This is a genomic window from Citrobacter sp. RHBSTW-00986, from assembly GCF_013783065.1.
GTDB lineage: Bacteria > Pseudomonadota > Gammaproteobacteria > Enterobacterales > Enterobacteriaceae > Citrobacter > Citrobacter braakii.
The window spans coordinates 3,596,701-3,617,491 of the sequence record NZ_CP056200.1; the positions used below are offsets into that span (position 1 = coordinate 3,596,701).

General features: G+C 51.9%; 18 protein-coding genes. 8 read left to right on the forward strand and 10 right to left on the reverse strand.

Annotation, left to right across the window (positions count from 1 at the left end):
- Positions 1 to 7 precede the first annotated feature (7 nt).
- Complete coding sequence (cof, locus tag HV345_RS17550; protein ID WP_109018129.1) at positions 8 to 826, reverse strand: HMP-PP phosphatase; 819 nt, start codon at positions 824 to 826, stop codon at positions 8 to 10.
- 217 nt (positions 827 to 1,043) lie between these two features.
- On the opposite strand from cof, the gene HV345_RS17555 reads away from it, so the two are divergent.
- Together HV345_RS17555 and queC are read left to right on the forward strand one after the other, a co-directional pair.
- Positions 1,044 to 2,744 (forward strand): SgrR family transcriptional regulator, encoded by a 1,701-nt coding sequence (locus tag HV345_RS17555; RefSeq protein ID WP_181635871.1) that lies wholly within the window; start codon positions 1,044 to 1,046, stop codon positions 2,742 to 2,744.
- Positions 2,745 to 2,808: 64 nt separating this feature from the next.
- On the forward strand, positions 2,809 to 3,504 hold the full coding sequence (queC, locus tag HV345_RS17560) for a 7-cyano-7-deazaguanine synthase QueC (RefSeq protein WP_003021638.1): 696 nt from the start codon (positions 2,809 to 2,811) through the stop codon (positions 3,502 to 3,504).
- Between the two features lie 107 nt (positions 3,505 to 3,611).
- On the opposite strand, the gene fadM is transcribed toward queC, so the two are convergent.
- The 9 genes from fadM to bolA all read right to left on the reverse strand — a co-directional run bounded on the left by fadM (position 3,612) and on the right by bolA (position 14,031).
- Complete coding sequence (fadM, locus tag HV345_RS17565) at positions 3,612 to 4,010, reverse strand: long-chain acyl-CoA thioesterase FadM (protein ID WP_016152055.1); 399 nt, start codon at positions 4,008 to 4,010, stop codon at positions 3,612 to 3,614.
- A 105-nt stretch (positions 4,011 to 4,115) separates the two neighbouring features.
- Positions 4,116 to 4,490 (reverse strand): helix-hairpin-helix domain-containing protein, encoded by a 375-nt coding sequence (locus HV345_RS17570; RefSeq protein WP_016152054.1) that lies wholly within the window; start codon positions 4,488 to 4,490, stop codon positions 4,116 to 4,118.
- Between the two features lie 146 nt (positions 4,491 to 4,636).
- Complete coding sequence (gene ppiD, locus HV345_RS17575; RefSeq protein WP_016152053.1) at positions 4,637 to 6,511, reverse strand: peptidylprolyl isomerase; 1,875 nt, start codon at positions 6,509 to 6,511, stop codon at positions 4,637 to 4,639.
- Between the two features lie 267 nt (positions 6,512 to 6,778).
- Positions 6,779 to 7,051: a nucleoid-associated protein HU-beta gene (hupB, locus tag HV345_RS17580; RefSeq protein WP_003021629.1), complete on the reverse strand. Its 273-nt coding sequence runs from the start codon at positions 7,049 to 7,051 to the stop codon at positions 6,779 to 6,781.
- Positions 7,052 to 7,259: 208 nt separating this feature from the next.
- Complete coding sequence (gene lon / locus HV345_RS17585; protein ID WP_181635872.1) at positions 7,260 to 9,614, reverse strand: endopeptidase La; 2,355 nt, start codon at positions 9,612 to 9,614, stop codon at positions 7,260 to 7,262.
- A 184-nt stretch (positions 9,615 to 9,798) separates the two neighbouring features.
- Entirely contained in the window at positions 9,799 to 11,073 is a 1,275-nt protein-coding gene (gene clpX, locus HV345_RS17590; RefSeq protein ID WP_003831013.1) for an ATP-dependent protease ATP-binding subunit ClpX, read from the reverse strand.
- Positions 11,074 to 11,199: 126 nt separating this feature from the next.
- On the reverse strand, positions 11,200 to 11,823 hold the full coding sequence (gene clpP / locus HV345_RS17595) for an ATP-dependent Clp endopeptidase proteolytic subunit ClpP (protein ID WP_003021624.1): 624 nt from the start codon (positions 11,821 to 11,823) through the stop codon (positions 11,200 to 11,202).
- A 247-nt stretch (positions 11,824 to 12,070) separates the two neighbouring features.
- On the reverse strand, positions 12,071 to 13,369 hold the full coding sequence (gene tig, locus HV345_RS17600) for a trigger factor (protein ID WP_003021622.1): 1,299 nt from the start codon (positions 13,367 to 13,369) through the stop codon (positions 12,071 to 12,073).
- A gap of 344 nt (positions 13,370 to 13,713) precedes the next feature.
- Positions 13,714 to 14,031: a transcriptional regulator BolA gene (bolA, locus tag HV345_RS17605; RefSeq protein ID WP_016152051.1), complete on the reverse strand. Its 318-nt coding sequence runs from the start codon at positions 14,029 to 14,031 to the stop codon at positions 13,714 to 13,716.
- A 306-nt stretch (positions 14,032 to 14,337) separates the two neighbouring features.
- Here bolA and HV345_RS17610 point away from each other — a divergent pair, with 306 nt between their 5' ends.
- From HV345_RS17610 to HV345_RS17635, 6 genes are all read left to right on the forward strand, one after another.
- Positions 14,338 to 14,916 carry a lipoprotein gene (locus HV345_RS17610; protein WP_016152050.1) on the forward strand — a complete coding sequence of 193 codons (579 nt, stop codon included), beginning with the start codon at positions 14,338 to 14,340 and terminating at the stop codon, positions 14,914 to 14,916.
- 44 nt (positions 14,917 to 14,960) lie between these two features.
- Positions 14,961 to 16,436 carry a muropeptide MFS transporter AmpG gene (ampG, locus tag HV345_RS17615; RefSeq protein ID WP_047357698.1) on the forward strand — a complete coding sequence of 492 codons (1,476 nt, stop codon included), beginning with the start codon at positions 14,961 to 14,963 and terminating at the stop codon, positions 16,434 to 16,436.
- Between the two features lie 459 nt (positions 16,437 to 16,895).
- A complete protein-coding gene (gene cyoA, locus HV345_RS17620; protein WP_003847580.1) occupies positions 16,896 to 17,843 on the forward strand; it encodes a cytochrome o ubiquinol oxidase subunit II in 948 nt (315 codons plus the stop codon).
- Between the two features lie 19 nt (positions 17,844 to 17,862).
- Positions 17,863 to 19,854, forward strand: a complete 1,992-nt coding sequence (gene cyoB, locus HV345_RS17625) for a cytochrome o ubiquinol oxidase subunit I (RefSeq protein WP_003831008.1) — start codon at positions 17,863 to 17,865, stop codon at positions 19,852 to 19,854.
- Positions 19,844 to 20,458, forward strand: coding sequence for a cytochrome o ubiquinol oxidase subunit III (locus HV345_RS17630; RefSeq protein WP_003831007.1), 615 nt, complete (start codon positions 19,844 to 19,846; stop codon positions 20,456 to 20,458). The genes cyoB and HV345_RS17630 overlap by 11 nt, the downstream gene beginning before the upstream one ends.
- Positions 20,458 to 20,787 (forward strand): cytochrome o ubiquinol oxidase subunit IV, encoded by a 330-nt coding sequence (locus HV345_RS17635; protein WP_003831006.1) that lies wholly within the window; start codon positions 20,458 to 20,460, stop codon positions 20,785 to 20,787. Before HV345_RS17630 ends, HV345_RS17635 begins: the two co-directional genes overlap by 1 nt.
- Positions 20,788 to 20,791 lie beyond the last annotated feature (4 nt).

Below are 20,791 nucleotides of genomic sequence, written 5' to 3' on the forward strand. Positions count from 1 at the left end.
GGATCTCTCATTCGGGGGAATAAGGTAGATGCGGATTGTCCAGCCAATGCGTCAAAAAGTGTGACACCGCCTGATTGCGGCAATGCCCAATCACCGACAAATGCGGCAGTTCAGCAATCAGTTGTGGCATCGCGTTGCCCATAATCAGGCCGCGCCCAACGCTGCCTAACATTTCGCGATCGTTCATGGCATCGCCAAATGCCATACATTCGGCCATTGAATAACCTAAGTGGTCGCTTAGTACCGCCAGCGCCGATCCTTTGTTACAGCCCACCGGCAGCACCTCAAGGCAATCAACCGCGGAAAAACAGAGATTTGCCTGCTCACCCAGCGCCTCATTCAGTTGAATGCGTAATTGGATCAGGGAGTCATGATCCCCACAGAAACAGACTTTCGTTACCTGATGAGCCGGGATACGTTTCACATCGACGATCTGGTAGCGAAATCCGCTATACACATGCGCCTGTAGCAGCGATGGGATCTCTTGTCCGGTGAACCAACCGTTGTCATTAAAGACATGCATGCTGGCTGTAGTGTCCCACTTCTGATGTAACACGATATCCGCCACAGTCGGATCCAGATCCTGACGGTGCAATACATCGCCCTCAACAGAGTGAATGCGCGTGCCGTTACCCGTGATCAAAAAGGCGTCCAGTGAGATAGAACCCAAAATATGGCGCATCTCCAGCACATGGCGGCCGGTGGCAAATGTCAGGGTGATATCGCGTTCACGCAGGCGCGCCAGCGTTGAAAGCGTTTCGTCACCTAAATGGTGATTCGGCATCAAAAGGGTGCCATCCATATCAAATGCAGCCAGACGAGCCATTTCTTTCTCCACACTGTGACGCGGTTAACTTGTGATTCAGTATCACCTGAGATATACGGAAGTAATAGTGAATAGATAAAATGAATTGTTCCGGGTTTATTACACAAAATCATTCAAGTTGCATCCAGGCGGCAAGTGAATGAACGTCCAGGAGCATGCAGTGACTGGGGTGAATTAACGCCGCCAACAAAGAGGCAGCTTGAAGGATGACGTGTATATGAGATTGTTGAATCGCCTGAATCAGTACCAACGCCTGTGGCAGCCGTCGGCGGGAGAACCGCAGTCGGTGACCGTCGGGGAGCTGGCAGAACGCTGTTTTTGCAGCGAGCGCCACGTGCGTACCCTGCTGAAGCAAGCGCAGGATGCTGGCTGGCTGGAGTGGCACGCCCAGTCGGGGCGTGGGAAACGCGGGCAGCTGCGCTTTTTGGTGACGCCAGATTCGCTACGCAGCATTATGATGGAACAAGCGCTGCAAAAGGGGGAGCAACTTAGCGTACTGGAGCTGGCTCAGCTGGCGCCGGGAGAATTAAGAACGCTGCTCCAGCCGTTTATGGGCGGTCAGTGGCAAAACGACACGCCAACCCTGCGCATCCCCTATTACCGCCAGCTCGACCCTTTGCACCCTGGATTTCTCCCCGGTCGCGCAGAGCAACACCTCGCCGGACAAATATTCTCGGGCCTGACTCGGTTCGACAGTATTACGCAACGCCCCTGCGGAGATTTAGCCCACCACTGGAATATCTCCGCCGACGGCCAGCGCTGGGATTTCTATATTCGCTCCACCCTGTACTGGCATAACGGCGATGCGGTCAGCAGCACACAGCTACATCAACAGTTGCTGAAGCTGTTAGAGCTACCCGCTTTAAATAAGCTGTTTATAAGCGTAAAGCGCATTGAGGTGACGCATCCCCAGTGCCTAACCTTTATTTTGCATCGCCCCGACTTCTGGCTGGCGCATCGTCTGGCAAGCTACAGCAGTCACCTGGCACATCCCGAACTCCCGTTTATTGGTACCGGTCCGTTTCGGTTGACGCTGTTTACCCCAGACCTGGTGCGCATCGAGAGTCACGATCACTACCACCTGAGTCACCCGCTACTGAAAGCCATTGAATACTGGATAACCCCGCAGCTTTTCTCCCAGGATTTGGGCACCAGCTGTCGCCATCCGGTTCAAATTGCAATTGGTAAACCCGAAGAGCTTCCCATGCTAAGCCAGGTAAGCAGCGGGATCAGCCTTGGTTTCTGCTATCTCACGCTCAGAAAAAGCGCGCGGCTGAATACGCAGCAGGCCCGTCGCCTGGTCAATATTATCCACCGCTCTTCCCTGCTACAAACGCTTGACGTGGATGAAAACCTGATCACGCCAAGCAATGCGCTGCTGCCGGGATGGACGATCCCCCAATGGGATGAACTGGACGACGTGCCGCTACCGGAAAAACTTACGCTGGCCTATCACCTGCCGGTAGAATTGCACGCCATGGCTGAACAGCTTCGCCAGGCGCTGGCGCTACTCGGCTGTGAATTAACGCTTATTTTTCATAATGCTAAAAACTGGGATGGCGACCATCCTTTAGCCCAGGCCGACCTGATGATGGGCGACAGGCTGATTGGCGAAGCACCTGAATATACCCTCGAACAGTGGCTGCGCTGCGATCAGCTCTGGTCACATGTATTGAGCTCGCCGGCATATACTCATCTGCAAACCACCCTGGATGCCCTGCAAATCCAGGCCGATGAGGACGATCGTCATGCGGCTTTACAACACGTTTTCGCCTCGCTGATGCATGACGCGACCCTGACACCGCTGTTCAATTATCACTATCGTATTAGCGCTCCGCCAGGCGTGAACGGCGTACGCCTGAATCCTCGCGGCTGGTTTGAATTTACCGAAGCCTGGCTACCGCCCCCGTCGGCGTGAAGAAGCTGGTCGGCGACACGCCCAGGCGCTACCATAAGGGTTTCGTTATTTGTCAGGAAAAACCATGAAACGTGCCGTTGTTGTATTCAGTGGGGGTCAGGACTCCACAACCTGTCTGGCGCAAGCGCTGCATCAATATGATGAAGTGCACTGCGTGACCTTTGATTATGGTCAGCGCCATCGCGCTGAGATTGATGTCGCACGTGACCTGGCCTTAAAACTTGGCGCGCGTGCGCACAAGGTACTTGATGTAACGCTGCTCAGCGAACTGGCCGTCAGCAGCCTGACCCGCGATAACATTCCGGTACCCGATTACGAACCGGATGCGAACGGCATTCCCAATACCTTTGTGCCTGGGCGCAATATTCTGTTTTTAACGTTGGCGGCGATTTACGCGTATCAGGTGCAGGCGGAGGCGGTCATTACCGGCGTTTGTGAAACGGATTTCTCTGGATATCCGGACTGCCGCGATGAGTTCGTCAAAGCCCTGAACCATGCCGTAAGCCTGGGAATGGCGAAAGATATCCGCTTTGAAACCCCGCTGATGTGGATCGATAAAGCCGAAACCTGGGCACTGGCCGATTACTGGGGCAAGCTGGACCTGGTACGCGAAGAAACGCTGACCTGCTATAACGGCATCAAAGGTGACGGTTGCGGTCACTGCGCGGCCTGTAATCTGCGCGCCAACGGCCTGAACCATTATCTGGCAGATAAACCGGCAGTGATGGCGGCAATGAAGCAGAAAACAGGACTAAAGTGATCGTTTTGCCGGATGGCGGTGCACGCACCTTATCCGGCTTTCGACGTTCACCGTGGTCAATATCGCCCGTAAGCCTGATAAGCGAAGCGCCGTCAGGCTTCCTTCCATCACTTCACCATCTGCTCTAGTTTTTCGCGCAACTCCCCTTCCAGCGGTAGCGCCTTTTGCGTTTTCAAATCAATACAGACGAAGGTAATCAACGCGTCTGCCACCACCTGTCCTTCCGGCTCCAGGGTGATAGTCTGGTTCAACACACCGCTTTTGCCATTTAACTGTTGCACCTGACTGGTAATGGTCAGCAGGTCGCTCAGCACCGCAGGGCGGCGGTAGTTAATGTTAATATTCACGACCACAAAAGCGATGTTGTGTGCGGTCATCCACTGAAAGCTGTCACTGTTTTCCAGGCCATCCCAGCGGGCTTCTTCCAGAAACTCAAGATAGCGAGCATTGTTAACGTGCTGATAGACATCAAGATGAAAACCACGAACTTTGATTTGTGTTTGCATAGCGCAGGAGCCTTACGTTGTTTTTATAGGAACACACTTCAGGGTAAGAGGTCATAACTGGTATGACCTCTACAGTCTGGCAAACTTTCAGCACTCTGCAAGTTATTAAAGTGTTAAAACTGCCAGATTGCGCTCTACCAGCGAACTCCCCATGCCCGGCACCTGCTTTAAGTCCTCCACCGTTTTAAACGGCCCGTACTCCTCACGATAGCTGACAATCGCCTGTGCTTTCTTCAGACCTACGCCATTCATGACTCGCGCTAAATCCTCCGCAGAAGCGCTGTTGATGCTTACCCTGGTGCCTTCATCATCGCTCGCTTTAGCCGGTTGCGTGGCTTTGCTTTGTGCTACCCCCGTAGCATCCGCTTTGACTTGAGTCGCCTGGCTTTTGGCGACTGGCTCTGCAGCCAGTGCGCTTTGAGCCATACCGGCACAGGTCAATGAAAGGGTAATAAGCAGGGCTTTGATTCCATGTTTCATACTGTTTTCTCCTTGTTTGTTAACAGTGGAATCACGATAGCGAGGTGCAGAACGGCAGACAAACGGCAAATATCAGAAATGGAAAAGGCCGCGAAAGCGGCCTTTGGTTGATACAACTTTTTGCAATTTTTTGCGAGTAGCCTCGGTTATTGCTGCTGTTCCAGCGCGTCACCGACTTTAATTTTTGCGGCTTTACGCAGGTTGCTCATCAGCGCTTCAAAGACAATCTGCGCATTGTTCTGGGTAATCCCCTGAACCATCGCTTTCTTCTGCTCTTCAGGCATAGAACCGGCTTTCACCTCGTCCAGCGCCAGCAGTACAACGTTACCCTGCATGTCGTTCGCCACGCCGTAGCTCGGTTTGTCTTTCGCCGGCAGGCTCAGGCCAAAGGCCGCCTGACTCAGCGGATCCTGACCCGTACGGCTCAGCGTTTTCGCCTCGCCAAAGCTCAGACCCGCCGCTTTCATGGCTTCATCGCCTTTACCAGCTTTCAGATCCGCCAGCAGTTTATCGGCATCAAGCTTCGCCTGCTGCTCTGCTTTATTGTGCTTAACAAGCGCAGTTACCTGATCTTTCACTTCAGCCAGTGGTTTAACGGCTTCAGCTTTGTGCTCTGCAATACGCAATACAAACGCGCGATCGCCATCCACGGTGATGATGTCAGAGTTACTGCCAGGCGTACCGTTCTCACCAACCAAACCACCATTGAAAATGATGTCAGCGACCGGTTTGAAGTTCAACTCTTCCGGCAGGCTGTCACGGCTAAACCAGCCCGTTTCAACCGCTTTCATACCCGCCGCCTGCTCCGCGCCCGCCAGGGATTCGTTATCGTTGCTGGCGGCATCGCTCACTTTCTGCTGCAGCGCATAGTAGGCATCCAGTGCTTTTTCCTGCTTCACTTTCGCCGCAATGTCGTCACGGGCTTCGCTCAGCGGTTTAACCTGCGCAGGCTGCACGTCGTCAAGACGCGCAACGAGGAAACCAACGGAAGACTTAATCACACCTGACAGTTGGCCTTTCTCTTTCAGACCGGCATTCTTCAGCTCATCCGGGGTGGTGGAATCTTCCAGCCATCCCATATCGCCGCCTTTACGGGCAGAGATGATGTCAGCAGATTTTTCTTTTGCCAGCGCAGCGAAATCACCGCCTTTGTTCAGCTCGTCCAGTACCGCTTTGGCTTCATCTTCCGTTTTGGTCTGAATGATGCTGTAGCGGTTACGCTGCGGCTGAGTGAACTGATCCTGATGCTGGTCATAATAAGCCTGAATATCAGCATCGCTGGCCGTCTCCTGCATAGCAGCAGCATCCAGCTTGATGTAGCTCACGCGGAACTGTTCCGGCGTCATAAAGTTGTTTTTATTCTGCTCGTAGTAGCTGGCAACTTCCTGCTCGGTAACAGACTGCTTCGCGGCCAGTGCGTTAACGTCAATTGTCGCCTCGCGAACGATACGCTGCTGTGCGACCAGCGCCGCCAGCTCGTCCGTTTCGCCTTTCAGCATGAAGTCCGTACCGGCAACGCCGTTAATCAGTTGCTGGGTAGTAAGCTGATTACGTAATGCCTGAGCGTACTGGTCTGCGGTCATTCCCATCTGATTAACAATCGCGTTGTAGCGATTGTTATCAAATTTACCGTCCACCTGGAACGCAGGCGTGGCGAAAATAGCCTGTTTAACCTGATCGTCGCTGATGTTGAGATTAAGCTCGCGGGAGTACTGATCCAGCAGCGCTTCGTCAATAAGACGATTCAGCACCTGCTGACGCAGCGTTTTCATGTAGCCTTCGTTCGCAGCCAGCTCGGAGTATTGATCGCCCAGCTGTTGCTGCATGCGGTTACGTTCGCTGTTGAACGCATTCTCGAACTGCCCGCGGCTAATCTCCTGGCCATTCACTTTGGCGGCGAAGTTATTGCCCCCGCCAATCAGGTAACCACTCACGCCGGTCAAAATGAACGACACGATAATGATACCGAAAATAATCTTGAGCACGAGACTGTTAGCAGCCGTGCGTAAGCTGTCCATCATGGTGTAACCACACTCCGCTGTAGATGACTATACGCGTTATCTCTCAAGCCGCCTGCGCGTTGTCACCACAGCGGCGGCAAGGATTTTGAGTATATATGCTTCACGCAGCATAGCGTTTCCTGAATGCTGCGTACAAAGGCCTATTGTGACAAGAAACAGGGGCAATTGTCAGCCCACAACGCGTAGAAAGTACCGGAATTACAAATAAAAAAGGCACATCAGTCGATGCGCCCTTGTACTTCGTCACATCCCCAAAGGGGAAATCACTTAGTTTACCGCGTCTTTCAGTGCTTTACCTGCACGGAAGCCCGGTACTTTAGCCGCGGCGATGGTGATCTCTTTACCTGTTTGCGGGTTGCGACCAGTACGGGCAGCACGCTCTTTAACGGCAAAAGTACCAAAACCTACCAGCGCTACGTCATCACCTTCTTTCAGAGATTCGGTAACAGAAGCAATAATTGCATCTAACGCACGTCCAGCCGCAGCTTTAGAGATATCAGCCCCTGCAGCAATTTTGTCGATCAGTTGAGATTTATTCACTCTTCTCTTCCTCTTTATAATTTATATCGCACCTGAATCCTTCAAAGTGCGAACGCGCAGCAGTTATATCAGGCCTGCCATGCCCTTACAACACCCGTTAATGATGGCAAGCCCAATCCGTCATCTAAATTAGCTATACAAAAAAAGGCTGGCAAGTCCGAAATGGCCTGCCAGCCCTGTTTTTATTAGTGCTCTTTGCGCGAGGTCACTATTTTGCGGTCACAACCTGCATTCCGGAGGGCTCATTTTGCAACGCGAGCGTCAGAACCTCCTCAATGCGTTTCACCGGATGGATGTCCAGATCGGCAATTACGTTGTCCGGAATCTCTTCCAGGTCACGTTTGTTTTCGTCTGGAATTAAGACCGTTTTAATACCACCACGGTGTGCTGCCAGCAGTTTTTCTTTCAAACCACCAATAGGCAGAACCTGGCCACGCAGGGTGATCTCGCCGGTCATCGCCACGTCGGCGCGAACCGGGTTACCGGTCAGACAAGAAACCAGCGCGGTACACATGGCAATACCCGCACTTGGACCGTCTTTCGGCGTCGCCCCTTCAGGTACGTGAACGTGGATGTCGCGTTTTTCGTAAAAGTCCGGATTAATGCCCAGTTTTTCCGCGCGCGCGCGCACCACGGTCAGCGCAGCCTGAATGGATTCCTGCATGACTTCACCCAGAGAACCGGTGTAGGTCAGCTTACCTTTACCCGGTACGCAAGCGGTTTCGATGGTCAGCAGATCGCCGCCCACTTCCGTCCATGCCAGACCGGTTACCTGACCAACGCGGTTTTCATTGTCCGCGCGGCCATAGTCAAAGCGCTGTACGCCCAGGTAGTCGTGCAGGTTGTCACCATTGATCTCAATATGTTTCAGCGACTTGTCGAGCAGCAGCTGTTTCACCGCTTTACGGCACAGTTTGGAAATTTCACGCTCCAGACTACGCACGCCAGCTTCACGGGTGTAATAACGAATAATGCCCACAATGGCGCTATCGTCGACCGTCAGCTCGCCTTTTTTCAGCGCGTTACGCTCAATCTGTTTCGGCAACAGATGACGTTTAGCAATGTTCAGCTTCTCGTCTTCGGTATACCCGGACAGACGGATCACTTCCATACGATCCAGCAACGGTGCGGGAATATTCATGGAGTTAGAGGTCGCAACGAACATCACGTCGCTGAGATCGTAGTCCACTTCCAGGTAATGATCGCTGAACGCCACGCTCTGCTCTGGATCCAGCACCTCAAGCAGTGCGGAAGCCGGATCGCCACGCATGTCGGAAGACATTTTGTCGATCTCATCAAGCAGGAACAGCGGGTTTTTAACGCCCACTTTAGCCATTTTCTGGATCAGTTTACCCGGCATCGAACCAATATAGGTCCGGCGGTGACCGCGAATTTCAGCTTCATCACGCACGCCGCCCAGCGCCATACGGATGTATTTACGTCCGGTTGCTTTAGCGATGGACTGTCCCAGAGAAGTTTTACCTACCCCCGGCGGCCCAACCAGGCACAGGATCGGCCCCTTGATTTTATTCACACGGCTTTGAACCGCGAGATACTCAAGAATACGGTCTTTGACGCGTTCCAGACCGTAATGGTCAGTATCGAGGATTTCCTGAGCCTGACGCAGATCTTTTTTGACCTTGCTACGCGCATTCCACGGCACCTGAACCATCCAGTCGATGTAGCCACGGACTACGGTCGCTTCCGCTGACATCGGAGACATCATTTTCAGCTTCTGCAGTTCTGCTTCCGCTTTCTCTTTTGCCTCTTTCGGCATTTTCGCCGCGTCGATTTTACGCTTCAACGCTTCGTTTTCGTCCGGCGCATCGTCCATCTCGCCGAGCTCTTTCTGAATGGCTTTCATCTGCTCGTTCAGATAGTACTCACGCTGGGATTTTTCCATCTGCTTTTTCACGCGGTTGCGAATGCGTTTCTCAACCTGCAGCAGATCGATTTCAGATTCCATCATCGCCATCAGATATTCCAGACGTTCGTTAACGTCGGACATCTCCAGTACGGACTGCTTGTCAGCAAGCTTCAGCGGCATGTGCGCAGCGATGGTGTCCGCCAGACGTGCAGGATCGTCAATGCTGTTCAGCGACGTCAGCACTTCGGGCGGGATTTTCTTGTTCAGCTTGATATAGCCTTCGAACTGGCTGATAGCGGTACGCACCAGCACTTCCTGTTCGCGCTCATCAATAGCAGGCGAGTCAAGGTACTCCGCTTTCGCAGAGAAGTGCTCACCGTTGTCAGACAGCGCTGAAATACGCGCGCGCTGTAACCCCTCGACCAGCACTTTTACGGTGCCGTCAGGCAGTTTCAGCATCTGCAAAATAGAGGCCACGGTCCCGACGGTGAAAAGATCGTTTACACCCGGCTCATCCGTTGACGCTTCTTTCTGGGCAACCAGCATGATTTTTTTATCATGGTCCATAGCCGCTTCCAGACAACGGATAGATTTTTCCCGCCCTACAAATAAGGGTATGACCATGTGCGGATAAACCACCACATCGCGCAACGGCAATACGGGGATTTCAATGCGTTCAGAACGCTCAGGATTCATAGAGCTCTCTCTTAGTTTAGTTTCCGCCAGGTAATCAGGTGGTACGACTGTGCTCCACACCACCTTTAACATGTATGTCAGTATATGGGGATGTTTCCCACACATTCAACGCCATGTTTACGGAAAAATAAAAGGGGAGATAAAATCCCCCCTTATTAATTAAATGTCTGTATGAATTGATGAATTATTCGCCAGATGCCTGCTGCGCTTCCGGCTTACCGTAAATCAGCAATGGCTTGCTCTGGCCGCCAATCACCGACTCATCGATCACCACTTTTTCGACGTCTTCCATAGAAGGCAGATCGTACATGGTGTCAAGCAGCGCGGCTTCGACGATAGAACGCAGACCACGAGCACCGGTTTTACGTGCCATCGCTTTCTTGGCGATCGCATCCAGCGCTTCCTCACGGAATTCCAGATCGACACCTTCAAGATTGAACAGCGCCTGGTACTGCTTGGTCAGGGCGTTTTTCGGCTCTTTCAGGATCTGGATCAGCGCTTCTTCGCTCAGTTCGCTCAGCGTCGCTACAACCGGCAGACGCCCGATGAACTCAGGGATCAGACCAAATTTGATCAGATCTTCCGGCTCCACCTGCGACAGCAGTTCACCTTCACTGGCTTTATCAGACTGCGCTTTTACCGTTGCGCCAAAACCAATGCCGGAGCCCGTTTCAACACGGTTAGCAATGACTTTATCCAGACCGGCAAAGGCACCGCCGCAGATAAACAGGATCTTGGAGGTATCAACCTGCAGGAATTCCTGCTGAGGATGTTTACGCCCCCCCTGCGGTGGAACGGCAGCAACCGTACCTTCGATCAGTTTCAACAGCGCCTGCTGTACGCCTTCGCCGGAAACGTCACGGGTAATGGACGGGTTGTCAGACTTACGAGAAATCTTGTCGATTTCATCGATATAGACGATCCCACGCTGTGCTTTCTGCACGTCGTAATCGCACTTCTGCAGCAGTTTCTGAATAATATTTTCAACATCTTCACCCACATAACCAGCTTCGGTCAGCGTGGTGGCATCGGCCATAGTGAACGGAACGTCCAGCAGGCGTGCCAGCGTTTCAGCCAGCAGCGTTTTACCGGAACCCGTCGGGCCAATCAGCAGGATGTTACTTTTGCCCAACTCGACGCCATTGCTGGTGTCGCCGTTGCGCAGACGTTTGTAATGGTTGTATACCGCGACCGCCAGCACTTTCTTCGCCTGCTCCTGACCGATAACGTAATCGTCCAGGTGGTTGCGAATTTCATGTGGCGTCGGCAGCGCACTGCGTTCACGGTGCGGTGCTACTTCCTTAATCTCTTCGCGAATGATGTCGTTACATAAATCAACACATTCGTCGCAGATATACACGGATGGTCCGGCAATCAGCTTACGCACTTCATGCTGGCTTTTGCCGCAAAAAGAGCAGTACAACAATTTGCCCGAGCCATCTTTGCGTTTATCTGTCATGGGTCAAAACCTCTTCTTTGTTCTTTGTGCCGCACACGACGACGCAAATGCCATTCTCAGGCGCAAGACGCTAGTCAGCGTTGTGCCGCTCCAGGTAATTATAGCGGTACACCTGCGCGCTGGGCATTAATTACGATGGGTCAAAATCGAGTCGACCAGACCGTACTCTACCGCTTCAGAAGCGGAGAGGAAGCGATCGCGCTCGGTATCACGTTCAATCTGCTCAAGAGATTGACCCGTATGATGCGCCATAAGTTCGTTCATGCGCCCTTTTACCTTCAGGATTTCACGGGCATGAATTTCAATATCCGTTGCCTGGCCCTGGTAACCGCCCAGAGGCTGGTGGATCATGACGCGAGAGTTAGGCAGGCAAAAACGTTTACCTTTCGCCCCGGCAGTCAGCAGGAACGCGCCCATTGAGGCCGCCTGGCCCATACAAATGGTGCTGACGTCCGGCTTAATAAACTGCATGGTGTCATAGATAGACATCCCGGCAGTGATCACTCCACCAGGGGAGTTGATGTACAGATAGATATCTTTTTCTGGGTTTTCTGCTTCCAGGAACAGCATCTGCGCAACGATCAGGTTAGCCATATGGTCTTCGACCTGGCCGGTCAGAAAAATGACGCGTTCCTTAAGTAGACGAGAATAGATATCAAAAGAGCGCTCACCACGTGAGGTCTGTTCAATGACCATCGGCACCAGCGCCATATGGGGTGCAAAGTTATCTCGTTCGCCGCTGTATGACATTTCCGTCTCCTGGATAAAATTTGAAAAAACCTGCTGTGCTGATTGTAACCTTATGGACGGATTATCAGCTAGTCCCTCAGTAATGGGTACGACATCGCCATAATTCAAGCATAACAATCTTTTGTTGTAACGCTAACACTGAAACGCTGTTTTCGCACTCTTCCCATGCAAAATCCGTGACAAAAAAAAACCCGCCACCAAAAGGTGACGGGCTTGCGTACGAAATTCGTGCTAAATAAGCGACGAATTACGCCTGCTGGTTCATCAGCTCGTTGAAGGAAGTGGCTTTTTCAGTCACTTTCGCTTTCGCCAGAACAGCTTCAACAGCCTGCTCTTCCAGAGCGACGTTACGCATGTTGTCCATCAGCTCTTTATTTTTGCTGTAGAACTCAACAACTTCTTTCGGATCTTCGTAAGCAGAAGCCATCTCTTCGATCAGGCCTTTAACGCGATCTTCGTCAGCTTTCAGCTCGTTGGTACGAATCACTTCGCCCAGCAGCAGACCTACAACTACGCGACGCTTAGCCTGTTCTTCGAACAGTTCACGCGGCAGTTCCAGAGCTTGTTTTTCGTTGCCGCCAAAACGCTGTGCAGCCTGACGACGCAGAACGTCGATTTCGCTGTCGATCAGAGCAGCCGGAACGTCGATGTCGTTAGCTTTTACCAGACCTTCGATCGCCTGAGACTTAACGCGGTTACGCACAGCGCCTTTCAGCTCGCGTTCCATGTTTTTACGTACTTCAGCGCGCAGACCCGCTACGGAACCATCTTCAACGCCGAAACGTTTGATGAATTCTTCAGTCAGTTCCGGCAGTTCGCGCTCTTCAACTTTCTTCAGGTTGATAACGAACTTAGCGGCTTTACCTTTCAGGTTTTCAGCGTGGTACTCTTCCGGGAAGGTCACATCGATAGTGAACTCTTCGCCAGCTTTGTGGCCTTTAACGCCTTCTTCAAAGCCTGGGATCATACGACCCTGGCCCATCGCCAGTACGAAGTCAGACGCTTTGCCGCCTTCGAACTCTTCGCCGTCTACAGAGCCGGTGAAGTCGATGGTTACACGGTCTTCTGCATCAGCAGCGCCGTCTTTGTCTTTCCAGGTAGCCTGCTGCTTACGCAGGGTGTCCAGCATCACGTCAACGTCAGCGTCGGTGACTTCAACAACCGGTTTTTCAACTTCGATTGCTTCCAGGCCAGTCAGCTCAACTTCCGGGTAAACTTCGAACTCTACCGCGTAAGTAAAATCTTCACCCAGTTTGTATTCGCCCGGAACGTAGTTCGGTGCGCCAGCCGGATTGATTTTTTCTTTGATGATCGCGTCAACGAAGTTGCGGCTCATCAGGTCGCCCAGAACGTCCTGGCGAACAGACGCGCCATAACGCTGAGCAACAACATTCATCGGTACTTTTCCTTTGCGGAAACCGTCAATACGCACTTTCTTCGCTACGTTGACCAGCTCGCTTTTCACAGCGGTCTCGATGCTGTCAGCAGCGATAGTAATCGTTACACGGCGGCCAAGGCCTTGAGTGGTTTCAACTGAAACTTGCATCTTGTTACCTCAAAAAATCACAGTGCTCGGTCAACTCTTCTCCGCAAGCACAGGTTGTTGGCTTCGCGGAACTGGGATGTTCTCATAAGCAATCACATTCCCTGTCGTCAGAATCATCCCGAAGACATTCCGAAAAATAAGACGCGCATTATAGCGGCATCACTTTTATGAGTCGAGAACGGTTATCGCGCGTTGCTGCGGCTTTTTTCACAATTCCCGGCTAATTTTTGTCTGAATACTGTACGACTGCCCCAGAATTCAGACAAAACAAAACGGCCCGCAGGCCGTTTTCACATAATCTGTAGCAACATACTGGAAAAGCGTCGGTTGTTGCAAATCCGTTTTTACGCGATGCTTCCCGCCCCACGACACGGAGGCGATGCAAAAATCGTATCCTGCAACGCTTCCCACTCCTTAATGGTGTAGGTATGCAGGGCAAGTGCATGAACGGTTGTGGAAAGCTCCACCGTTAAGGTGCTGTAAATCATCCGATGACGATTCAGAAAACGCTCACCTGTAAAGCGATCGCTAACCAGCACAACCTTAAAGTGGCTTTCAGAACCTGCCGGGACATTGTGACGATAGCTTTCATCCACAACTTCGAGGAACACGGGTTGGAACGCTGCCCTTAATTTTTCTTCTATTTGCTCACGAATCATCATGAAGTTTTTCCTCCGACAACGCTGAGATGTCACCCATCCCTTTAAATACTAGCCGCTTTTACCGCTTTCATTACACCTTAGCAACAAAAAATTAGCGTTTGTCTGATTTTCTCAGCCAAATGGATGAAGTTCACTAAATCCTCACTTCGATTTATTGCAAAAAGTCCGTTTATGGTCTCCACAAAGACATAAAACTGACAACACAATGAATTTACATGCGTTACCCACTTCCCCTCATCGTTGGCGATGTTATGATGGCGGGAATTTTCTCCAACCATACAATTTAGATTCGCTGAGAGCCCTGGCATGTTTAAAAAAATCCTCGTCCCGTTTGTCGCGCTGTTTATGTTAGCTGGATGCGCAACGCCGCCGACCACTATTGAAGTTTCCCCGAAAATTACCCTGCCACAGCAGGACCCGAGCCTGATGGGTGTGACCGTTAGCATCAACGGTGCCGACCAGCGTCAGGATCAGGCGCTGGCAAAAGTTACCCGTGACAACCAGCTTGTTACCCTGACCGCGTCCCGCGATCTGCGCTTCCTGCTGCAAGAAGTACTGGAAAAACAGATGACCGCACGCGGTTATATGATTGGGCCAAACGGTGCTGTTAACCTGCAAATCATTGTTAGCCAGCTGTATGCAGACGTGTCCCAGGGTAGCGTGCGCTATAACATCGCCACCAAGGCAGACATCGCCATCATTGCGACTGCTGCTAACGGCAACAAGATGACCAAAAACTACCGCGCAAGCTATTCTGTTGAAGGCGCACTGCAGGCCTCTAACAAAAATATCGCTGACGCCGTTAACAGCGTGCTGACCGATACCATCGCTGATATGTCTCAGGACACCAGCGTTCACGATTTCATCAAGCAGAACGCTCGTTAATTTCTGCCCATATGGCCCGGCGTTCGTCGGGCCTATAGAAGCCCATGTCCAGTCATTACTTACGTATTTTTCAGCAACCACGTTCAGCTATCCTGCTCATACTGGGATTCGCCTCCGGTTTACCACTCGCACTGACCTCGGGTACGCTTCAGGCATGGATGACAGTCGAGAATATCGATCTTAAAACTATCGGTTTCTTTTCTCTGGTCGGCCAGGCCTACGTGTTTAAGTTCCTCTGGTCTCCGCTAATGGACCGCTACACGCCGCCGTTTTTAGGTCGACGCCGTGGCTGGCTGTTGGCAACTCAGGTGCTGTTACTGATTTCTATCGCCGCGATGGGCTTTCTGGAGCCTGGCACGCAGCTACGCTGGATGGCCGCGCTTGCGGTGGTGATCGCGTTTTGCTCGGCATCGCAGGATATCGTCTTTGACGCATGGAAAACCGACGTGCTACCCGCCGAAGAACGCGGCACTGGCGCGGCTATCAGCGTGCTGGGCTATCGTTTAGGGATGCTGGTTTCCGGTGGGCTGGCTCTGTGGATGGCCGACCGCTGGCTGGGCTGGCAAGGAATGTACTGGCTGATGGCGGCGCTGCTGATACCTTGCATCATCGCTACCCTGCTAGCGCCCGAACCGACTGATGCCATTCCGGTGCCCAAAACGCTGGAGCAAGCGGTTGTGGCCCCGCTGCGCGACTTCTTTGGTCGTAACAACGCCTGGCTAATTCTGCTGCTTATCGTTCTGTATAAGCTCGGGGATGCCTTTGCCATGAGCCTGACTACAACCTTTTTAATCCGCGGCGTCGGATTTGATGCGGGTGAAGTTGGCGTGGTGAATAAAACGCTCGGACTGCTGGCAACCATCGTTGGCGCGCTGTACGGCGGGATCCTGATGCAACGCCTTTCGCTGTTTCGCGCATTGCTGATTTTCGGCATCCTGCAGGGGGCGTCGAATGCGGGCTACTGGTTATTGTCCATCACTGACAAACACATGTTCAGTATGGCCGCCGCCGTCTTCTTTGAAAACCTGTGTGGTGGCATGGGTACGGCAGCGTTTGTCGCCTTATTAATGACGCTGTGCAATAAGTCCTTCTCAGCGACCCAGTTCGCTCTGCTCTCCGCGCTTTCCGCCGTTGGTCGCGTTTACGTTGGCCCGGTAGCAGGTTGGTTTGTTGAAGCGCACGGGTGGCCAACGTTTTATTTGTTCTCTGTGTTTGCCGCTATCCCCGGCCTCATACTGCTGCTGGTTTGTCGTCAGACTCTGGAACATAGCTGGCAAAATGAGAGCTTCATTCCGCGCACGGAATTTCGTGGCGCGTACAGCCTGGCATTAATGACGTTGGTTGCGGGCTGCTGTCTGCTGGTGGTTTGGCTGCTGCTGTTAACCATGAACGCACTGGATTACACCCACTTCTCCTTCCTGCCGGAACTGCTGGAAATCTCGGTGGTGGTCGCGGTCTGCGGGGTCGTTTTTGGTGGATTGCTGGATTATCTGGCACTGCGCAAAACCCGCCTGGCGTAAAAATCCACATTAATATCGCCGTTGTAATCACCCTGCGTAATTATAACGGCTAAATAAACAACAATTACTAAAAATATTATTTGTTATTTTGTGCGCCAAAGAATTTGGAAATTATTGACGCCTTTTATATATACTATTTCCCTTACTCGATTCAGCCACTACAGATTTATTTTTTGTTCTTCAATTGTCTTTTTATTGATAATCAATTGTTAAACAATTGTTTTATTTTCGTATTGGTTATACCAATTGCCCTCAGCACGTCTCCCGCTTGCCCGCTTTCGTTATAACGTGATGTTGCAACAGGTTCTTAAAGTCAAAACGACATATATTGCAACATATGTGACATGCCCGGCAGAACCCAGTAACACAGATCCAAGGATGTTTACAGTAATGTAACCTTCCCGTAAAATGCCCTCACACTTTAAACGCCACCCGGTCCCGTGGAATTGAGGTCGTTAAATGAGACTCAGGAAATACAATAAAAGTTTGGGATGGTTGTCATTAATTGCAGGCACTGCATTACTCAGTGGCTGTAATTCTGCGCTGCTTGACCCTAAAGGACAGATTGGACTGGAACAACGTTCTCTGATACTGACGGCATTTGGCCTGATGTTGATTGTCGTTATTCCTGCCATCTTGATGGCTGTTGGTTTCGCCTGGAAGTATCGTGCAAGCAATAAAGATGCGAAGTACAGCCCGAACTGGTCACACTCCAATAAAGTGGAAGCTGTGGTCTGGACGGTGCCGATCTTAATCATCATTTTCCTTGCCGTACTGACCTGGAAAACCACTCACGCTCTTGAGCCAAGCAAACCGCTGGCGCATGACGAGAAGCCCATTACCATTGAAGTGGTTTCCATGGACTGGAAATGGTTCTTCATCTATCCGGAACAAGGTATCGCTACCGTGAATGAAATCGCCTTCCCGGCGAATACTCCGGTTGAGTTCAAAGTGACGTCCAACTCCGTGATGAACTCCTTCTTTATCCCGCGTCTGGGTAGTCAGATTTATGCCATGGCCGGAATGCAGACTCGACTGCATCTGATCGCCAACGAAGTCGGTACTTATGATGGTATCTCCGCAAGCTATAGCGGACCAGGCTTCTCCGGTATGAAGTTCAAGGCTATCGCAACAAAGGACCGCGCCGAATTCGACCAATGGGTTGCTAAAGCTAAACAGTCCACGAACACCATGAGCGACATGGCTGCGTTCGAAAAAGTGGCTGTGCCAAGCGAATACAACCAGGTGGAATACTTCTCCAACGTGAAACCTGATTTGTTTAAAGACGTTATTAACAAATTTATGGCTCACGGTAAGAGCATGGACATGACCCAACCCGAAGGTGAGCACAGCGCACACGAAGGAATGGAAGGCATGGACATGAGCCACGCGGAATCCGCTCACTAAGGGGCCGAGGAAGAATACGATGTTCGGAAAATTGACGCTGGATGCAGTGCCGTTCCATGAACCAATTGTCATGGTTACGATCGCTGCCATTATCATCGGTGGTGCGGCCTTACTGGGCCTAATCACTTACTTCGGTAAGTGGACCTACCTGTGGAAAGAGTGGCTAACTTCGGTTGACCACAAACGCCTTGGCATTATGTATGTCATTGTCGCAATCGTCATGTTGATTCGTGGCTTTGCCGACGCCATCATGATGCGTAGTCAGCAAGCGCTGGCTTCTGCAGGTGAAGCGGGCTTCCTGCCACCTCACCACTACGACCAGATCTTCACGGCTCACGGCGTGATTATGATCTTCTTCGTGGCAATGCCATTTGTTATCGGTCTGATGAACCTGGTGGTTCCGCTGCAGATCGGCGCACGTGACGTTGCATTCCCGTTCCTGAACAACCTGAGCTTCTGGTTCACCGTTGTCGGCGTAATCCTGGTTAACCTGTCTCTGGGCGTGGGTGAATTCGCACAGACCGGTTGGCTGGCGTACCCGCCACTCTCGGGAATAGAGTACAGTCCAAGCGTCGGGGTCGATTATTGGATATGGGCAGTCCAGTTGTCCGGTATTGGTACAACCCTAACCGGGATCAACTTCTTTGTGACCATCATTAAGATGCGTGCGCCAGGAATGACCATGTTCAAGATGCCGGTATTTAGCTGGGCATCGCTGTGTGCGAACATCCTGATTATCGCGTCTTTCCCAATCCTGACGGTTACCGTCGCGTTGCTGACCCTGGATCGCTATCTGGGCACCCATTTCTTTACCAACGATATGGGCGGCAACATGATGATGTACATCAACCTGATTTGGGCCTGGGGCCATCCGGAAGTGTACATTCTGGTTCTGCCGGTCTTCGGTGTGTTCTCCGAAATCGCTGCAACCTTCTCACGTAAACGTCTGTTTGGTTACACCTCACTGGTGTGGGCAACCGTCTGTATCACCGTTCTGTCGTTCGTTGTTTGGCTGCACCACTTCTTCACCATGGGTGCAGGCGCTAACGTAAACGCCTTCTTCGGTATTACCACCATGATTATCGCCATCCCGACCGGGGTGAAGATCTTCAACTGGCTGTTCACGATGTACCAGGGTCGTATCGTATTCCACTCAGCGATGCTGTGGACGATTGGCTTTATCGTTACCTTCTCAGTCGGCGGCATGACCGGCGTACTGCTGGCGGTTCCGGGTGCGGACTTCGTGCTGCACAACAGTCTGTTCCTGATTGCGCACTTCCATAACGTTATCATCGGCGGCGTCGTATTTGGATGCTTCGCAGGTATGACCTACTGGTGGCCAAAAGCGTTTGGCTTCACGCTGAACGAAACCTGGGGTAAACGCGCATTCTGGTTCTGGATCATCGGCTTCTTCGTGGCGTTTATGCCGCTGTATGTGCTGGGCTTTATGGGGATGACCCGTCGCCTCAGCCAGCAGATTGACCCGCAGTTCCATCCGATGCTGGTCGTTGCCGCCTGCGGTGCCGCGCTGATTGCATTGGGTATCCTGTGCCAGCTGATTCAGATCTTCGTTTCTATTCGCGACCGCGAGCAGAACCGCGACCTGACCGGTGACCCATGGGGTGGTCGTACGCTGGAGTGGGCAACCTCTTCCCCGCCTCCGTTCTACAACTTTGCCGTTGTGCCGCACGTTCACGAGCGTGATGCCTTCTGGGAAATGAAAGAAAAAGGTGAAGCGTACAAGCAGCCTGCGCACTATGAAGAAATTCATATGCCGAAAAACAGCGGTGCCGGTATCGTCATTACCGCCTTCGCAACACTGTTTGGTTTCGCCATGATCTGGCATATCTGGTGGCTGGCGATTGCAAGCTTCGCAGGCATGATCATCAGCTGGATTGTGAAAAGCTTTGATGAAGACGTGGATTACTACGTGCCGGTCCCGGAAGTCGAAAAACTGGAAAACCAGCATTTCGATGAGATTACTAAGGCAGGGCTGAAAAATGGCAACTGATACTTTAACGCACGCGACTGCCCACGCGCACGAACACGGGCACCACGATGCAGGCCAGACCAAGATCTTCGGATTCTGGGTCTACCTGATGAGCGACTGCATTCTGTTCTCTATTCTGTTTGCAACCTATGCCGTTCTGGTGAACGGCACAGCAGGTGGCCCAACAGGTAAGGACATTTTTGAACTGCCGTTCGTTCTGGTTGAAACATTCCTGCTGTTATTCAGCTCTATTACTTACGGCATGGCGGCGATCGCCATGTACAAGAACAACAAGAGCCAGGTTATCTCCTGGCTGGCGTTGACCTTCTTGTTCGGTGCCGGATTCATCGGGATGGAACTCTATGAATTCCATCACCTGATTGTTAACGGTATGGGTCCGGATCGCAGCGGCTTCCTGTCTGCGTTCTTCGCGCTGGTCGGCACGCACGGTCTGCACGTCACCTCCGGTCTTATCTGGATGGCGGTGCTGATGGTGCAAGTTGCTCGTCGCGGCCTGACCAGTACTAACCGTACCCGCATCATGTGCCTGAGCCTGTTCTGGCACTTCCTGGATGTGGTGTGGATCTGTGTGTTCACTGTTGTTTATCTGATGGGGGCGATGTAATGAGTCATTCTAACGAGAGCGGCGGCGCATCCCATGGCAGCGTAAAAACCTACATGACAGGTTTTATCCTGTCGATAATCCTGACGGTTATTCCGTTCTGGATGGTCATGACAGGTTCTGCCTCTCCTGCCGTCATTCTGGGAACTATTCTGGCAATGGCAGTGGTACAGATTCTGGTGCACCTGGTGTGCTTCCTGCACATGAATAGCAAATCTGATGAAGGTTGGAACATGACAGCCTTTGTCTTTACTGTGCTAATCATCGCCATCCTGGTTGTGGGCTCCATCTGGATTATGTGGAACCTTAACTACAACATGATGATGCACTAAGAGC

What these genes read in the sequence shown, in the direction of transcription:
- ppiD (WP_016152053.1), bottom strand. Translation starts at nt 6,511, where the DNA reads ATGATGGACAGCTTACGCACGGCTGCTAACAGTCTCGTGCTCAAGATT.
- fadM (WP_016152055.1), bottom strand. Translation starts at nt 4,010, where the DNA reads ATGCAAACACAAATCAAAGTTCGTGGTTTTCATCTTGATGTCTATCAG.
- queC (WP_003021638.1), top strand. Translation starts at nt 2,809, where the DNA reads ATGAAACGTGCCGTTGTTGTATTCAGTGGGGGTCAGGACTCCACAACC.
- cyoA (WP_003847580.1), top strand. Translation starts at nt 16,896, where the DNA reads ATGAGACTCAGGAAATACAATAAAAGTTTGGGATGGTTGTCATTAATT.
- HV345_RS17630 (WP_003831007.1), top strand. Translation starts at nt 19,844, where the DNA reads ATGGCAACTGATACTTTAACGCACGCGACTGCCCACGCGCACGAACAC.
- HV345_RS17635 (WP_003831006.1), top strand. Translation starts at nt 20,458, where the DNA reads ATGAGTCATTCTAACGAGAGCGGCGGCGCATCCCATGGCAGCGTAAAA.
- bolA (WP_016152051.1), bottom strand. Translation starts at nt 14,031, where the DNA reads ATGATGATTCGTGAGCAAATAGAAGAAAAATTAAGGGCAGCGTTCCAA.
- HV345_RS17555 (WP_181635871.1), top strand. Translation starts at nt 1,044, where the DNA reads ATGAGATTGTTGAATCGCCTGAATCAGTACCAACGCCTGTGGCAGCCG.
- clpX (WP_003831013.1), bottom strand. Translation starts at nt 11,073, where the DNA reads ATGACAGATAAACGCAAAGATGGCTCGGGCAAATTGTTGTACTGCTCT.
- ampG (WP_047357698.1), top strand. Translation starts at nt 14,961, where the DNA reads ATGTCCAGTCATTACTTACGTATTTTTCAGCAACCACGTTCAGCTATC.
- lon (WP_181635872.1), bottom strand. Translation starts at nt 9,614, where the DNA reads ATGAATCCTGAGCGTTCTGAACGCATTGAAATCCCCGTATTGCCGTTG.
- tig (WP_003021622.1), bottom strand. Translation starts at nt 13,369, where the DNA reads ATGCAAGTTTCAGTTGAAACCACTCAAGGCCTTGGCCGCCGTGTAACG.
- cyoB (WP_003831008.1), top strand. Translation starts at nt 17,863, where the DNA reads ATGTTCGGAAAATTGACGCTGGATGCAGTGCCGTTCCATGAACCAATT.
- HV345_RS17570 (WP_016152054.1), bottom strand. Translation starts at nt 4,490, where the DNA reads ATGAAACATGGAATCAAAGCCCTGCTTATTACCCTTTCATTGACCTGT.
- cof (WP_109018129.1), bottom strand. Translation starts at nt 826, where the DNA reads ATGGCTCGTCTGGCTGCATTTGATATGGATGGCACCCTTTTGATGCCG.
- clpP (WP_003021624.1), bottom strand. Translation starts at nt 11,823, where the DNA reads ATGTCATACAGCGGCGAACGAGATAACTTTGCACCCCATATGGCGCTG.
- HV345_RS17610 (WP_016152050.1), top strand. Translation starts at nt 14,338, where the DNA reads ATGTTTAAAAAAATCCTCGTCCCGTTTGTCGCGCTGTTTATGTTAGCT.